General features: G+C 58.0%; 20 protein-coding genes. 15 read left to right on the forward strand and 5 right to left on the reverse strand.

The annotated features are described in order from the left end of the window. The first annotated feature begins 10 nt into the window (after positions 1-10). Positions 11-292 (forward strand): hypothetical protein, encoded by a 282-nt coding sequence (locus AC1D1M_RS27600; protein WP_477778133.1) that lies wholly within the window; start codon positions 11-13, stop codon positions 290-292. 11 nt (positions 293-303) lie between these two features. Here the strand turns inward: AC1D1M_RS27600 and AC1D1M_RS27605 are convergent, their stop codons facing one another. Then, positions 304-534, reverse strand: coding sequence for a hypothetical protein (locus AC1D1M_RS27605; protein WP_046038394.1), 231 nt, complete (start codon positions 532-534; stop codon positions 304-306). A 72-nt stretch (positions 535-606) separates the two neighbouring features. Continuing rightward, positions 607-963 carry a hypothetical protein gene (locus tag AC1D1M_RS27610; RefSeq protein WP_477778134.1) on the reverse strand — a complete coding sequence of 119 codons (357 nt, stop codon included), beginning with the start codon at positions 961-963 and terminating at the stop codon, positions 607-609. A 201-nt stretch (positions 964-1,164) separates the two neighbouring features. Here AC1D1M_RS27610 and AC1D1M_RS27615 point away from each other — a divergent pair, with 201 nt between their 5' ends. From AC1D1M_RS27615 to ada, 5 genes are all read left to right on the forward strand, one after another. Continuing rightward, positions 1,165-1,467 carry a DUF1883 domain-containing protein gene (locus AC1D1M_RS27615; protein ID WP_007912251.1) on the forward strand — a complete coding sequence of 101 codons (303 nt, stop codon included), beginning with the start codon at positions 1,165-1,167 and terminating at the stop codon, positions 1,465-1,467. Between the two features lie 37 nt (positions 1,468-1,504). Further along, positions 1,505-1,672, forward strand: a complete 168-nt coding sequence (locus AC1D1M_RS27620) for a hypothetical protein (RefSeq protein ID WP_477778135.1) — start codon at positions 1,505-1,507, stop codon at positions 1,670-1,672. 117 nt (positions 1,673-1,789) lie between these two features. Beyond that, on the forward strand, positions 1,790-2,494 hold the full coding sequence (locus AC1D1M_RS27625; RefSeq protein WP_477778136.1) for a 2OG-Fe(II) oxygenase: 705 nt from the start codon (positions 1,790-1,792) through the stop codon (positions 2,492-2,494). After that, positions 2,484-3,164, forward strand: a complete 681-nt coding sequence (gene alkB / locus AC1D1M_RS27630) for a DNA oxidative demethylase AlkB (protein ID WP_477778137.1) — start codon at positions 2,484-2,486, stop codon at positions 3,162-3,164. Before AC1D1M_RS27625 ends, alkB begins: the two co-directional genes overlap by 11 nt. 87 nt (positions 3,165-3,251) lie before the next feature. Next, the gene (gene ada, locus AC1D1M_RS27635) at positions 3,252-4,316 is read left to right on the forward strand and encodes a bifunctional DNA-binding transcriptional regulator/O6-methylguanine-DNA methyltransferase Ada (protein WP_477778138.1); all 1,065 of its coding nucleotides are present in this window, start codon (positions 3,252-3,254) and stop codon (positions 4,314-4,316) included. Here ada and acuI read toward each other — a convergent pair whose 3' ends face one another. Continuing rightward, positions 4,317-5,300 carry an acrylyl-CoA reductase (NADPH) gene (gene acuI, locus AC1D1M_RS27640; RefSeq protein ID WP_477778139.1) on the reverse strand — a complete coding sequence of 328 codons (984 nt, stop codon included), beginning with the start codon at positions 5,298-5,300 and terminating at the stop codon, positions 4,317-4,319. 363 nt (positions 5,301-5,663) lie between these two features. Here acuI and AC1D1M_RS27645 point away from each other — a divergent pair, with 363 nt between their 5' ends. The 7 genes from AC1D1M_RS27645 (at position 5,664) to AC1D1M_RS27675 (ending at position 10,561) form a co-directional block, all read left to right on the forward strand. Continuing rightward, positions 5,664-6,731: an NAD(P)H-dependent flavin oxidoreductase gene (locus AC1D1M_RS27645; RefSeq protein ID WP_477778140.1), complete on the forward strand. Its 1,068-nt coding sequence runs from the start codon at positions 5,664-5,666 to the stop codon at positions 6,729-6,731. Positions 6,732-6,853: 122 nt separating this feature from the next. Continuing rightward, complete coding sequence (gene modA / locus AC1D1M_RS27650; protein WP_477778141.1) at positions 6,854-7,621, forward strand: molybdate ABC transporter substrate-binding protein; 768 nt, start codon at positions 6,854-6,856, stop codon at positions 7,619-7,621. Beyond that, on the forward strand, positions 7,622-8,302 hold the full coding sequence (gene modB / locus AC1D1M_RS27655) for a molybdate ABC transporter permease subunit (RefSeq protein ID WP_477778142.1): 681 nt from the start codon (positions 7,622-7,624) through the stop codon (positions 8,300-8,302). Positions 8,303-8,305: 3 nt separating this feature from the next. Then, positions 8,306-9,385 carry a molybdenum ABC transporter ATP-binding protein gene (gene modC / locus AC1D1M_RS27660; RefSeq protein WP_477778143.1) on the forward strand — a complete coding sequence of 360 codons (1,080 nt, stop codon included), beginning with the start codon at positions 8,306-8,308 and terminating at the stop codon, positions 9,383-9,385. 101 nt (positions 9,386-9,486) lie between these two features. After that, complete coding sequence (locus tag AC1D1M_RS27665) at positions 9,487-9,708, forward strand: hypothetical protein (protein ID WP_477778144.1); 222 nt, start codon at positions 9,487-9,489, stop codon at positions 9,706-9,708. Between the two features lie 130 nt (positions 9,709-9,838). Then, positions 9,839-10,069: a hypothetical protein gene (locus tag AC1D1M_RS27670; protein ID WP_057714650.1), complete on the forward strand. Its 231-nt coding sequence runs from the start codon at positions 9,839-9,841 to the stop codon at positions 10,067-10,069. Positions 10,070-10,276: 207 nt separating this feature from the next. After that, positions 10,277-10,561 (forward strand): hypothetical protein, encoded by a 285-nt coding sequence (locus tag AC1D1M_RS27675; RefSeq protein WP_477778145.1) that lies wholly within the window; start codon positions 10,277-10,279, stop codon positions 10,559-10,561. Positions 10,562-10,586: 25 nt separating this feature from the next. Here AC1D1M_RS27675 and AC1D1M_RS27680 read toward each other — a convergent pair whose 3' ends face one another. Further along, positions 10,587-11,252, reverse strand: a complete 666-nt coding sequence (locus AC1D1M_RS27680; protein WP_477778146.1) for a TetR/AcrR family transcriptional regulator — start codon at positions 11,250-11,252, stop codon at positions 10,587-10,589. Between the two features lie 178 nt (positions 11,253-11,430). On the opposite strand from AC1D1M_RS27680, the gene AC1D1M_RS27685 reads away from it, so the two are divergent. Both AC1D1M_RS27685 and AC1D1M_RS27690 read left to right on the forward strand, forming a co-directional pair. Next, positions 11,431-12,273: an NAD(P)H-binding protein gene (locus AC1D1M_RS27685; RefSeq protein ID WP_477778161.1), complete on the forward strand. Its 843-nt coding sequence runs from the start codon at positions 11,431-11,433 to the stop codon at positions 12,271-12,273. Between the two features lie 92 nt (positions 12,274-12,365). Further along, positions 12,366-12,560: a hypothetical protein gene (locus AC1D1M_RS27690; RefSeq protein WP_150723672.1), complete on the forward strand. Its 195-nt coding sequence runs from the start codon at positions 12,366-12,368 to the stop codon at positions 12,558-12,560. A gap of 233 nt (positions 12,561-12,793) precedes the next feature. Here AC1D1M_RS27690 and AC1D1M_RS27695 read toward each other — a convergent pair whose 3' ends face one another. Then, the gene (locus AC1D1M_RS27695; protein WP_477778147.1) at positions 12,794-13,306 is read right to left on the reverse strand and encodes an Lrp/AsnC family transcriptional regulator; all 513 of its coding nucleotides are present in this window, start codon (positions 13,304-13,306) and stop codon (positions 12,794-12,796) included. Positions 13,307-13,417 lie beyond the last annotated feature (111 nt).

Consider the following 13,417-nt stretch of genomic DNA (forward strand, 5'->3'; position numbering starts at 1 on the left):
TGATCAAGCCATGAACAAAATTTTGCCTTTGCTAGCGGTATTGGCCCTGAGTGGCTGCGCAACGTCGGAAGAAACCTACCTGGGCAATGGGGAACAAGGCCTATCGATTGATTGCTCCGGGGAAGCCAATTCCTGGGCTGCATGTTACGAAAAGGCCGATGCGTCCTGTGCAGGCACCGGCTACAAGATTGTCGGAACCGATGGCACACCCTCGCTCAAGCAGAGCGACAAGACCTTCGGCGCCGATGTCGGCAACTACAAGAGCCGCAACGTCGTGGTGATCTGTAAGTAAGGCGCCGCGCCCTACAGATGGATTTCAGCGAATTTTATGCCAAGCCCGCGCACGGTATCGATCAGATCATCAAGGCGACTGAAAGACTCGACTTCATCATTGTCATCCACCAGGAAATAGCTGCGCCCGGCACTTTTCTTGAAAAACACAATCCATTCCCCCAGCTCCGCCGGATTCTGAATCACATGGGTGGCAGAGATTAAACCCTCTGCATGGCGCTCCCGGACTTGCTCTCGCTTCATATTCGACTCCAGAAATAACGATGCCGCCAAAGCAGAGCTTTGGCGGCATCGGTGCTGATCGTCGATAGTCTATCAGCCGGAAATGCACTCGTTGGCAGCATTCTGTACGTCCATTGGACGCACCGGGACATTGGACATGCTCTCGTGCAGCTTGATGCTGCTGCCGCCAGAGCGTTCTTCAATGTCGAATACAGCAGACGGACCCGAGGAATACTTGAGTGGCACGATCACACGCAAACCATCCTTGTGCGGCTCGATCTGCAAGGCGCCACGGCTTTCGGCCAGCTTTTCGCTCAGACATTGCGCGTATTCATGGGGCTTCTTGCCAGAAATCACGTTCATGGTCGGCAGCGACTCGTTGATTTCCGAGACGTTCGCACAACCAGTCATCGTCAATGCCATCGGCAGTACCCACAAACCCCACTTCATACAAAACCTCCGTTAAAGACCCTCGGACAGCGCAGATACGCTTTTTCTCCGAGACAAACTGCTTTATCGCTCATCGAACGTGAAATTAGCGTTTTTAATTGTCAAAGTGGCCGGATAATAAGGCCTTCAGGCTGATAAACTGCGCCAATCGCCCATGCTATCGTTTTGATTTTGTAGAAAAAGCCCTTCTGGAGGCGCCTCATGAAATTTATCCATCAGCGCGAGCACCTCAATGAAGACGACATTGTCGTCATTCAATGCTCCCAAATGTGCAACATCCGTTTGATGAACGACGCCAACTTCCGCAGCTTCAAAAATGGCGGCCGTCACACCTATCACGGCGGTGCATTCGACACGTTTCCGGCCCGCATCACCGCCCCTAGCACCGGCTTCTGGAACATCACAATCGACACCGTCAACCGCCGCGCTATCAGCGTGACGCGCAAACCCACCCTGACGCACTCGATCAAAATCATTCGCCGTTCCAGCACAAAACTGAGCTGATCAGCGAACCCGAAACACAAGACAGGCAGATACAACCGTGGCCAAAACGACCAAGTACGTCATCAAATACAAACTCAACGGCGAGCGCCGCTTCGAGTTTGCCCAGCTTGAAAACGGCACCCCGGAAGAAGCCAAGGCGGCACTGGATGCCATTCATGGACAGGACGACGTCATCAGCGAAATCAGCGTCAGCAAAGCGCTGTAATACGATCCGGAGCGACAATGGACGTCAGCTCCAACTCGCAGTTCGACCGCAAGCGCCGGAGTGCCCGCTTCATCCTTCCCTTCCAGACTGGCCACCTCAACAACAAGAGGCCCGGCAATGAGCGAGCAATATCTGGACAGACTGGACTGGCCCCGGCTGGAACAACAACTTGATCAGGACGGTTACGCCGTCATCCCGTCACTGTTGAGCCACAAGGCTTGTGAGCAGGTCAGCGCCTTGTACCCTCGAACCGAGCTTTTTCGCTCGCACGTGGTGATGGCTCGCCACGGGTTCGGCCGAGGCGAGTACAAATATTTCAGCTACCCGTTGCCGGAACTTGTGGCCCGCTTGCGCAGCGCGCTCTACCCGCGCCTGGTGCCCATCGCCAATCGCTGGCATGAACAGATGGGTTTGCCCATTCTTTTTCCTGAGTCTCATCAAGCCTTCCTCGAACGTTGCCATGCCGCTGGTCAGAACCGTCCGACCCCCTTGTTGCTGCAATATGGTCCGCAGGACTACAACTGTTTGCATCAGGATTTATACGGTGAGCACGTTTTCCCGCTGCAAGTGGCGATTCTGCTGTCAGACCCCGATCAAGACTTCACCGGCGGCGAATTTGTCCTGACTGAACAGCGCCCGCGCATGCAGTCACGCCCCATGGTCATCGGCCTGAAGAAAGGTGACGGGTTGATCTTTGCGGTCAACCAGCGTCCGGTCAAAGGGACTCGCGGTTACTACCGCGTGAGCCTGCGCCATGGCGTGAGTCGCCTGCACAGCGGCAAACGGCATACCCTTGGAATCATCTTTCACGATGCGTCATGACCCCATGAATCCGCTGACTTTCGATCTGTTTGCCGATGCAGAACCCGAGCAACAGCCCAGGCGCGAGCAGATCGGCGAACAGTCCTACGTACTCAGAGGCTTCGCCCTGCCCTGGCTGGAACGCTTGCTGCCCGCCCTGGAGGCGGTGCTGGCGGCCGCGCCGTTTCGGCAGATGGTCACGCCCGGTGGCTTTACCATGTCGGTCGCCCTGAGCAGTTGTGGCACATTCGGCTGGACCACCGACCCCAGCGGATATCGATACACCCGTCACGATCCGCAGACCGGTCAGCCCTGGCCCGTGATGCCCGAGGTGTTTCTCCAGCTGGCACAAGCGGCGGCGCTGGCAGCGGGCTTCATCGACTTTGCACCGGATTCCTGCCTGATCAACCGCTACATCCCCGGGGCAAAAATGTCATTGCATCAAGACAAAGACGAACATTCCTACGCAGCCCCCATCGTTTCGGTATCGCTGGGCTTGCCGGCGATATTCCTGTTCGGCGGCTTTGCACGCAGCGACAAAAGTCAGCGCGTTCCCCTGTTCCATGGTGACATCGTGGTCTGGGGTGGCGTGGATCGCCTGCGTTATCACGGTGTGTTGCCAATCAAGGATGGCCATCATCCGAAACTCGGCGAGCAACGTATCAACTTCACCTTCCGTACCGCCGGATAAAGGCTTCGAATTTGACCGCAAGCGCCGGAGTGTGTGGGAATTGCCCCATGGTTAATGTACAGGCAACTCCTCAAAGGACATGACGCCATGACAACCCAATCGACCCAGATCACCACCGAAGACGATCCGCGCTGGGCCGCCGTGGTCGCCCGCGATCCCAAGGCTGACGGGCAGTTTGTCTATGCCGTGAAGACCACCGGCATCTATTGCAACCCCAGCAGCCTCGCGCGCTTGCCCAAACCACAGAATGTCGAATTCTTCGATAGCGCGGAACAGGCCCGGGCCGCGGGTTATCGCCCGAGCAAACGCGCGACCAAAGATCAGAGCGAACTCGCCGCGCAACATGCCGCCACCGTGGCCGCCGCCTGCCGCCAGATTGAAACCGCCGAAACGCTGCCTGCCCTGGGCGAATTGGCCGCGACGGCGGGCCTGAGCAGCTTCCACTTCCATCGCGTGTTCAAAGCCGTCACCGGCCTGACGCCCAAGGGCTACGCCGATGCTCATCGTTCACGCAAGGTACGCGAGCGACTGGCGGACGGCGGCTCGGTAACCGATGCCCTGTATGACGCCGGCTTCAACTCCAACAGCCGGTTTTATGAAGCGGCAGACCAACTGCTGGGAATGAAACCTGGTGATTACCGCGCGGCCGGTCAAAACAACGACATTCGTTTTGCCGTTGGCCAGTGTTCGCTGGGCGCGATTCTGGTGGCGCAGAGTGAGCGCGGGGTCTGCGCGATCCTGCTCGGCGATGATCCGCACCAACTGGTTTGTGATCTGCAAGACAAGTTTCGGCGCGCCAACCTGATTGGTGCTGACCAGGAGTTCGAGGCGTTGATTGCCAGGGTCGTCGGCTTTATTGAGGCGCCGGCCATTGGCCTTGATTTGCCATTGGACGTGCGCGGCACCGCATTTCAGGAAAGGGTCTGGCAAGCGCTGCGGGAGATCCCTGCCGGAAGCACGGCGAGCTACGCCGACATCGCGCTACGCATCGGTTCGCCGAAAGCCGTTCGCGCCGTGGCTCAAGCCTGCGGCGCGAACAGCCTGGCCGTGGCGATCCCTTGCCATCGCGTGGTGCGCAGCGATGGCAATCTGTCGGGCTATCGCTGGGGTGTCGAGCGCAAACGGCAGTTGCTGGAGCGCGAGTCGCCGTAATCAGCGATTCACATCCACTACCACGCGCCCGCGCAACTGCCCGGCAAGCAAGCGCGGCGCGGCTTCGATGGCTTCGCTCAAGCCGATTTCGTGACTGATCAGCGGCAACAGGTTGAAATCCAGATCCTTGGCCAGGCGATTCCAGGCCTCTACGCGCTTGGCCTTGGGCTGGGTCACGCTGTTGATACCGGCCAGGGTCACACCGCGCAAAATGAACGGCGCAACGGATGCCGGAAAGTCCATGCCTTGTGCCAGACCGCATGCCGCGACGGTGCCATTAGCCTTGGTGCTGGCGCAAGCGTTGGCCAGGGTGTGGCTGCCGACCGAGTCGATGACGGCCGCCCAACGCTCCTTGGCCAGCGGCTTGCCTGGCTCGGACAGCGTGGCGCGGTCGATAATTTCGCCAGCGCCCAGTTGCTTCAGGTAGTCATGCTCCGACGTACGCCCGGTGGAGGCCACCACCCGGTAGCCGAGCTTGTTCAGCAACGCGATGGCGAAACTGCCGACGCCACCGTTGGCACCAGTGACCAGGATTTCACCCTGTTCGGGCGTAACGCCATTGTGCTCAAGGGCCAGGATGCACAGCATGGCTGTGTAGCCCGCCGTACCGATGGCCATCGCCTGGGCAGCGGTAAATGCCTTGGGCAGCGGAATCAGCCAGTCACCGTTCAGGCGAGCCTTCTGCGCCAATCCCCCCCAATGCCCTTCACCCACGCCCCAGCCATTGAGCAGGACTTCGTCACCGACCTTGTAGTCCGGATGCCCGCTGACTTCGACGACACCGGCCAGATCGATGCCCGGCACCATGGGGAATTTACGCACCACCGGGCTGCTGCCGGTGATCGCCAGGCCATCCTTGAAGTTCAGCGTGCTGTAGGCAACACGCACCGTGACATCACCCTCGGGTAACTGATCGTCCTGGATCTCTTGCAGTGTGGCCCGATAACCGCTGTCGTCTTTGTCGATCAAAATACCTTTGAACATTACGGCCTCTCATTGGAATCAGTCTGGTGGTGGTGCAATTGAAATAACACATGGCAACCGATTGCCGTACCCGACTTTAAGCCAATCGGGTCGCCAGGTTGACCTGCTGACGGGCCAGAGCGATCCGAAGGACAAAAAACCGACCGCGAGTACGATGCCCGCTCCTTCGGTAATGATCGCTTCAACAGTTTTCACGACTCTTCCCGGTTTATGGATCACTCCTTCGGCGGCGGCAGTGGAGGCTTCCACCGACGCTGAAGATAACCGGCCCCGCTGAAATGACGACTGGCCTTGCGCCAGTCGTTGCGTTACAAATCCTGTTCTACCGTCCCTGCCCTGCTTCAACGTCGGAGAACACAGCACATGAACCAATGGCCAGATACCCGCATTCTTGACCTGCTCGGGATCGAACTGCCGATCATTCAGGGGCCGATGGCCGGTGCCACAAACTCGTCCATGGTGATTGCAGCCTGCAATGCGGGCGGGCTGGGCTCGATGCCAGCGGCAATGCTCAGCACGGATCAACTGCGCGAAGAACTGAAAACCATCCGCCAACACACCCAGCGCCCGATCAACGTCAACTTCTTCTGTCATCAACCTCCAGCTCCTGACGAGCAACGCGCGCAGGACTGGAAAAACCTCCTGCAACCCTACTACCAGGAACTCGGCGCCGACTTCGATGCACCAACGCCGGTGTCCAACCGGGCGCCGTTCGATAACGCGGCCTGCGAAGTGATCGAAACGTTTCGCCCTGAAGTGGTGAGCTTTCACTTTGGCCTGCCGGAAAAATCCCTGCTCGACCGGGTCAAAGCCACCGGTGCGAAAGTGTTGTCCTCGGCCACCACTGTCGCAGAAGCGGTGTGGCTGGAGCAGCATGGCTGCGATGCAATCATTGCCATGGGCTACGAGGCCGGGGGCCATCGCGGAATGTTTCTCAGCGATGACCTGAGCAGTCAGGTGGGGACTTTCGCCCTGGTGCCCCAAGTCGTCGATGCGGTGAAAGTGCCGGTGATTGCTGCCGGCGGCATCGCTGACGCACGAGGCGTCGCCGCCGCCTTCATGCTGGGCGCTTCGGCGGTACAGGTGGGAACGGCGTACCTGTTCACCCCAGAGGCCAAGGTCAGCCCGTCCCATCACAAAGCCTTGCGCACCGCCAGGGAAAGCGAGACGGCCGTCACCAACGTGTTCACCGGTCGCCCGGCCCGAGGCATCCTCAATCGGGTGATGCGTGAACTGGGCCCCATGAGCGCCAAGGCTCCGGCCTTCCCTCTTGCCGGTGGCGCGCTGATGCCGTTGCGGGCCAAAGGTGAAGCGGACTTCAGCAACCTCTGGGCCGGCCAGGCATTTACCCTCGGGGTCGAATTGACCACCGAGGCACTGACTCGAAAACTGGCTGAAGAAGGATTAGCGAGACTGCTACGTCAACCCTGAGCAGCACTTGCGTTAAAATTGTATACAGTTTTGTCACAGCACATTCCGTTTAAAGGCAATTCGCTATATATTTTTGTACATAACGATTAACCTGCTGCAATTGCCTTTAACGGAGCCGCTTCATGACCATTCGTGCCTCACGTTTTGCCCCTGCCTGCCTGCCGAGCCTTCTCGCCGTATTCGCCTTCGGCTCAGCCCAGGCGGACGAAGTCCAGGTAGCTGTCGCTGCCAACTTCACCGCGCCTATCCAGGCCATCGCCGCTGATTTCGAAAAAGACACCGGGCATAAACTGGTCACCTCCTTTGGTGCCACCGGCCAGTTTTACACCCAGATCAAAAACGGCGCGCCGTTCGAAGTGTTCCTCTCGGCAGACGACAACACCCCGAAAAAACTTGAAGCCGAAGGCGATACCGTCAAGGGTTCGCGATTCACCTATGCGGTCGGTACCCTGGCGCTGTGGTCGGCAAAAGAAGGCTACGTCGATGCCAAGGGCGATGTGCTGAAAAAGAACGAGTACCAGCACCTGTCCATCGCCAACCCGAAAGCCGCGCCTTATGGCCTGGCGGCTACCCAGGTGTTGGCCAAGGAAGGTCTGACCGACAAGGTCAAAGACAAGATCGTTGAAGGCCAGAACATCACCCAGGCCTACCAGTTCGTCTCCACCGGTAACGCCGAGCTGGGTTTTGTCGCCCTGTCGCAGATCTACAAGGACGGCAAGATCACCAGCGGTTCGGCCTGGATCGTTCCCGCCAACCTGCACGACCCGATCAAACAGGACGCGGTGATTCTCAACAAGGGCAAGGACAACCCGGCCGCCAAGGCATTGGTTGACTACCTCAAGGGGCCGAAAGCGGCCGCTGTCATCAAATCCTACGGTTACGAAATCTAAATGTCGCTATCGAGTGCCGATTTTTCCGCCATTTGGCTGACCCTGAAACTGGCGTCCCTGACAACCGTCATCCTGCTGATTGTCGGCACTCCGATTGCGTTATGGCTCTCGCGCACCCGCTCCTGGTTGCGCGGCCCGGTCGGGGCGATTGTCGCCCTGCCCCTGGTGCTGCCACCGACGGTGATTGGTTTTTACTTGTTGCTTGCGCTCGGCCCTCACGGGTACATCGGCCAGCTCAGCCAATCACTCGGCCTTGGCACCCTCACTTTCAGTTTCGCGGGGCTGGTCATCGGTTCGGTGTTGTATTCGATGCCGTTTGTCGTCCAGCCGCTGCAAAACGCTTTTTCCGCGATGGGCACGCGCCCGCTCGAAGTGGCCGCGACCTTGCGGGCCAATCCCTGGGACACCTTTTTCAGCGTGACACTGCCCCTGGCCCGTCCCGGTTTCATTACCGCGGCCATTCTCGGTTTCGCCCACACCGTCGGCGAGTTCGGCGTGGTGCTGATGATCGGCGGCAATATTCCCGAGAAGACCCGCGTGGTCTCGGTGCAGATCTACGATCACGTCGAAGCCATGGAATATGCCCAGGCCCATTGGCTGGCCGGGGCGATGCTGGTGTTCTCGTTTGTCGTCCTGCTGACGCTGTATTCCAGCCGTAAAACCAAAGCGGGCTGGAGCTGATCGATGATTCATATGCGTTTGAAACTACGTTATTCAGGCTTCGCCCTGGACGTCGACCTGCAGCTGCCCGGCCGAGGCGTCACTGCGCTTTACGGTCATTCCGGCTCGGGCAAGACCACTTGCCTGCGCTGCATCGCCGGCCTGGAACGGGCCGATCAAGGCTTTATCCAGGTCAACGATGAAGTCTGGCAAGACAGCGAAAACAAGGTTTTCGTCGCGCCACACAAACGCGCGCTGGGCTACGTATTCCAGGAAGCCAGCCTGTTTCCTCATTTGTCGGTGCTGGCTAACCTGGAGTTCGGCCTCAAGCGCATCCCCAAGTCGCAGCGTCGGGTCGACATGGCCCACGCCACCGAGTTATTGGGTATCAGCCATTTGCTGGACCGGCACCCACAACACCTTTCGGGCGGTGAGCGACAGCGCGTCGGCATAGCCCGAGCACTGCTCACCAGCCCGAAACTGTTGTTGATGGACGAGCCACTGGCCGCGCTGGATGCCCAGCGCAAAAGTGAAATCCTGCCGTATTTGCAACGTCTGCACGACGAACTCGACATCCCGGTGCTGTACGTCAGCCACTCCCAGGATGAGGTCGCGCGGCTGGCCGACCATATCGTGTTGCTCAGCAACGGCAAGGCGCTGGCCAGCGGTCCGATCGGCCAAACCCTGGCGCGCCTCGACTTGCCGCTGGCGATGGGGGATGACGCTGGTGTGGTGATCGAGGGTCGCGTCAGCGCTTATGACGCCGACTATCAACTGCTCAGCCTGCAATTGCCCGATACCACCCTCAACATTCGTGTGCCTCATACACCAATGGATACGGGCCAGGCGCTGCGCTGCAAGGTCCAGGCGCGGGATGTGAGCCTGAGCCTGGACAATGCCGGGCAAAGCAGCATTCTCAATCGTCTGCCGGTCACTGTGGTCAGTGAAATGAACGCCGACAACGCCGCCCACGTGCTGATTCGCCTGGACGCCGCAGGCTCGCCGCTGCTGGCACGGATCACGCGTTATTCCCGCGATCAACTCAACGTCCATCCTGGTCAGCAACTCTGGGCACAAATCAAAGCGGTCGCGGTGCTGGCGTAATTCCGGCAGCACCTGAACCGACGAATTAACCTGCCTATTTTTTGCACGATCACCAATGGCTTCTATAGTTGAACTGAACACGAATCAGCTGCGGAGACGCCATGGAAGACATTTTCGTCGTGAAGCGTTGCAACAAGATCATCATCCATGGCCGCCGTGAGGGTGAAAGTGACCACCTGCCACCGGATGCCGCGGTCTGGTACCGCATCGCCGATACCCGCACCCAAGGCTTTATCGGTGATGGCTACGATGTTGAAGAAGACGCCCAGTATGTTTGCCGGCAGTTGAACGCTAAATCACAAGTGACAGCTCGACAAAGTTGACCACTAATCCCCGTTTTTTAACGGGTCTATACTGAAATGGTTGAAGGATCAGCGACCCCAACGGCAGAAAGCTCGCTCCCGGCGGGCTTTTTGCTGCCACAACCAGGTTTCTTGAACGGAGGTGTCTCCCATGTCCGAAAAAGAGTCCATCACCACTCTGCTCACCTTGCTGGACTCCCGTCAGGCCCGCCTGGCTGCGGCCTGCAAGGAAATCGCCGACTGGGTCGATCATCAAGGCGGGCACCCCACCGCCCTCAGAATTCGTGATCGCCTGAACGACATCGAGAAGGACACGCCGCTGATTCGGCACACGCTGTCGTCACTCAAACCTGTCGACCGGCCTCTGCCTCGGTTCAGATGAACCGTCACGGATTCGCGGTGCGAGGACCGGCCCGATTTGGGCAGCATGATCGGTGACACTGACGTCTCCGAACCTTTGGCTGCCTGTTGCATTTCCATCCTTTCTCACAACCCGGCCTGGCGTCGGGATTTTTTGTTGCTCAAATCCAATCGAACGTCCCCGCTCACGTGGAGTCAACCGCTCACACGTCACGAAGGAGACGTTCCAATGGTCACTCATTTCAAAGTCAGCGGGCACCTGGCCTGCGGTCACCACGGCAACAACCTCGTATCGACCCGCGAACTCAATCGGGTGAAATGCAGAAGTTGCCGAAATACCGACGCCTACAAAGAAGCACGCAAGGCTGAACGCAACGCTGCCCGCCGCGCAGCACGCAAAGCCAAAGCCATGCACTCCGCCAATGACTGGCGTTCAGCCTGGACCGCGCGACTGACCGCGCTGGCCGGCCTGCAACGACTGCCCCGTGGCTTTGGCGGCCAACCCTTCGTTTAGGGAAACTGAAATAACCGCCAGGCTTTTACGGCGAGTCGATGCTCCTGCGCGCGGGCTCCATGATCTCGCGCAGGGACATGCGCTTGAACGCCTCGACCAGCGCTCGTCCCTCATCGGGTGCACAAGTGACAGCCAACCGCATGGTCGCCTCCCCCAGGTGCCAGATCAAAAACGCGGACTCCTGGACCTGGTGTTCATCGCTGTCGGGATATACGCGAAGCATGGCCTGGGACAGCAGCGCTCCGGCAACCCGGCTCTCCCCCAGTTCAAGCTGCAACAACTGCTTGTCAGCCTGCATGCCGGACCAGATGTCACGCATCACCGGTGTCGCCATCACGATCTCGTAATACAGATCGAGCAACTGCGAATAGGCGGCCTGCAAACCCCGGGCATCCTCGACGGCCTCCATTGCCTCTGCAATGCAACGGCGACTCTCGGCGTTGTAACGCTCGGCCAACGTGCGGATGACGGAACTCTTGTCGGAAAAATACTGATAAAGGGAACCGATCGAGATCTCGGAGCGCTCGGCGATTTCACTCATCTTGAGTTGATCGCTGCCCTTGTCCGCGATCAATTGAGTGGCCATGGCCAGAATCCGCTCCTGACGCTCGCGGCTGCGCTGTTGCGTGGGATTACGTCGAACCGCTTGCGCAGCAGGCTGTTCGAGGGTTTCAGAGGGCGTTTTGCGCACGAGCGAATTTCCCGATCAATAACGTGACATGTACTCACCTTAGCATCGCCACTCCCTACGCCCAATAACAGATGCCACACGTCGGGGAATTCACTTTGACGGGTTGACGGCAAAACATGAGCATCTATCATCTTTTAAACATGAGCATCACTCACATTAACCGATGGAGATGAACGCGATGAAAACGGCTCAACCAATCACGCTGGTCCTCGGCGCCACCGGTAAAACCGGACGGCGCATCACACAACAACTCGAAGCGGCCGGCCTGCCCGTTCGCCGGGGTTCCCGCGACGCCAATCCACCCTTCGACTGGGAAGATAGATCAACCTGGGACGCCGTGATCGATGGCGTTCAATCAGTCTACATTTCCTTTCAACCTGATCTCGCCGTTCCAGGCGCCCTTGAAACCATCCAGGCGTTCACCGACCTGGCGGTGAAAAGCGGAGTCCGCAAACTGGTCTTGTTATCCGGGCGCGGCGAAGTTGAAGCGGAACAGGCCGAACGCGTCGTGCAGGACAGCGGGATTGACTGGACGATTCTGCGGTCCAGCTGGTTTTGCCAGAACTTCAGCGAGGCACACTTTCTTGAACCCATTGTGCAAGGTGAACTCGCACTCCCCGTCAGCCAGGTCGCCGAACCCTTTATCGATGCAGAAGACATCGCCGAGTGTGCCGTCGCAGCACTGACCCAAACCGGACACTCTGACCAGCTCTATGAATTGACCGGCCCTCGGGCGTTGACCTTTGCTCAAGCCGTGACCGAGATTGCCCGCACCACCGGTCGCAACATCGAATTCGTGACAGTACCGCCGGACGCCTATCGACAGGCAATGGAACAGGAACAACTTCCCCCGGAGTTGATCGAACTGGTGTTGTATCTGTTCACGACTGTGCTCGACGGCCGCAACACACCCGTGGCCGATGGCGTACAGCGGGCACTGGGTCGGCCGGCCCGCGACTTTGGCGACTACGTACAGCGCACTGCCGCTACGGGCATCTGGGGAAATGGAAGTCCGACGTAAAGCAGTGGCGAGAACCTGCTTCGTCGACTAGGGTTTTTTGCGTATCGAACTGCGGCGCCTTTATTGGCAGGAGCCTGATCAAGGAGGTACCCATGTCACCCAATCGTAGTGCTGAACAAACCTACCGCCAGTGGTCCAGCCCGATCCTGTTGGAACTCAAGGAGCGAGAACATCAAATGAACCCGTCAGACCGCCAGGCCTTGGAAAACGTACTGCTGGAAAGAAGGCTGATCGATACCGGCAACCCAGCCGGCAGCGATCGCCGCAAGGCAGACCCAGCGTCCTGAAGCATCAGGCAACCACGATCAAGATGGAAATAATGGAGCAGAAACAAACAAGGGCTTGCGTCAGCTTTCGCTTGCAAGCCCTTGATTTCAGATGACGCCCCCACAACGGAAACGAGCCGGCATACCCTTTCCAGCGGGAAATTTTAATTCCTGAGGGGAAATCAATCAGACTGTACTCTCCAATAGTTTGGTAAGTAGCATGCACTTCAAACAGATTAGATACATACCCCCTACTACCCGACCATCAAATTCACTGGCGCTTTAACTTCCTTTACGACAAAGGAGGTGCAAACGTCTTTGACACCTGGAAAACCATTTATATTCTTTCTGGCAAACTCACTGAATTCAGCCAAATCAGTTGCCAAGACCATTAACTGGTAATCATAAACACCTGAAATGCAGTGGCAGGCTATAACCTGCTCAAAAGAAGTTATCGACTCTTCGAAAGCCTTCATATGGGCAGTATCCTTTTGATCCAGGGATACCTGTACAAAGGCAGTAATAGCGTACCCAAGCATTTCGGTATTAATGCTGGCATGGTAGCCTCGCACCAGACCTGTTTCTTCGAGTCTTTTGACCCGTCTCCAGCATGGAGATGCGCTCAGTGATACCAGCTCAGCAAGCTCCGCACTCGACAGCCTGGCATCCCGCTGGAGCGCCGCCAATATGCGGCGATCCGTAGCGTCTATCTTAACCTTTGATATGATCATTTCAAAAACCCCAAAAATACAGAATATACATTCCATATCCTCTCAATAGAGCAAGGGATCTTAGCATAAGTTTTTTTCAAGAAAGCCGTAGTATCTTCCCACCGGTTCGCATACTGCGCTGGGCTGGGATCCCGCTGCCTTGTAGAT

It is taken from the genome of Pseudomonas sp. P1_F7, assembly GCF_056405655.1.

What these genes read in the sequence shown, in the direction of transcription:
- AC1D1M_RS27645 (WP_477778140.1), top strand. Translation starts at nt 5,664, where the DNA reads ATGAACCAATGGCCAGATACCCGCATTCTTGACCTGCTCGGGATCGAA.
- AC1D1M_RS27670 (WP_057714650.1), top strand. Translation starts at nt 9,839, where the DNA reads ATGTCCGAAAAAGAGTCCATCACCACTCTGCTCACCTTGCTGGACTCC.
- alkB (WP_477778137.1), top strand. Translation starts at nt 2,484, where the DNA reads ATGCGTCATGACCCCATGAATCCGCTGACTTTCGATCTGTTTGCCGAT.
- AC1D1M_RS27695 (WP_477778147.1), bottom strand. Translation starts at nt 13,306, where the DNA reads ATGGAATGTATATTCTGTATTTTTGGGGTTTTTGAAATGATCATATCA.
- modB (WP_477778142.1), top strand. Translation starts at nt 7,622, where the DNA reads ATGTCGCTATCGAGTGCCGATTTTTCCGCCATTTGGCTGACCCTGAAA.
- AC1D1M_RS27690 (WP_150723672.1), top strand. Translation starts at nt 12,366, where the DNA reads ATGTCACCCAATCGTAGTGCTGAACAAACCTACCGCCAGTGGTCCAGC.
- AC1D1M_RS27610 (WP_477778134.1), bottom strand. Translation starts at nt 963, where the DNA reads ATGAAGTGGGGTTTGTGGGTACTGCCGATGGCATTGACGATGACTGGT.
- AC1D1M_RS27685 (WP_477778161.1), top strand. Translation starts at nt 11,431, where the DNA reads ATGAAAACGGCTCAACCAATCACGCTGGTCCTCGGCGCCACCGGTAAA.
- modC (WP_477778143.1), top strand. Translation starts at nt 8,306, where the DNA reads ATGATTCATATGCGTTTGAAACTACGTTATTCAGGCTTCGCCCTGGAC.
- AC1D1M_RS27605 (WP_046038394.1), bottom strand. Translation starts at nt 534, where the DNA reads ATGAAGCGAGAGCAAGTCCGGGAGCGCCATGCAGAGGGTTTAATCTCT.
- ada (WP_477778138.1), top strand. Translation starts at nt 3,252, where the DNA reads ATGACAACCCAATCGACCCAGATCACCACCGAAGACGATCCGCGCTGG.
- AC1D1M_RS27675 (WP_477778145.1), top strand. Translation starts at nt 10,277, where the DNA reads ATGGTCACTCATTTCAAAGTCAGCGGGCACCTGGCCTGCGGTCACCAC.
- AC1D1M_RS27625 (WP_477778136.1), top strand. Translation starts at nt 1,790, where the DNA reads ATGAGCGAGCAATATCTGGACAGACTGGACTGGCCCCGGCTGGAACAA.
- AC1D1M_RS27600 (WP_477778133.1), top strand. Translation starts at nt 11, where the DNA reads ATGAACAAAATTTTGCCTTTGCTAGCGGTATTGGCCCTGAGTGGCTGC.
- modA (WP_477778141.1), top strand. Translation starts at nt 6,854, where the DNA reads ATGACCATTCGTGCCTCACGTTTTGCCCCTGCCTGCCTGCCGAGCCTT.
- acuI (WP_477778139.1), bottom strand. Translation starts at nt 5,300, where the DNA reads ATGTTCAAAGGTATTTTGATCGACAAAGACGACAGCGGTTATCGGGCC.
- AC1D1M_RS27665 (WP_477778144.1), top strand. Translation starts at nt 9,487, where the DNA reads ATGGAAGACATTTTCGTCGTGAAGCGTTGCAACAAGATCATCATCCAT.
- AC1D1M_RS27615 (WP_007912251.1), top strand. Translation starts at nt 1,165, where the DNA reads ATGAAATTTATCCATCAGCGCGAGCACCTCAATGAAGACGACATTGTC.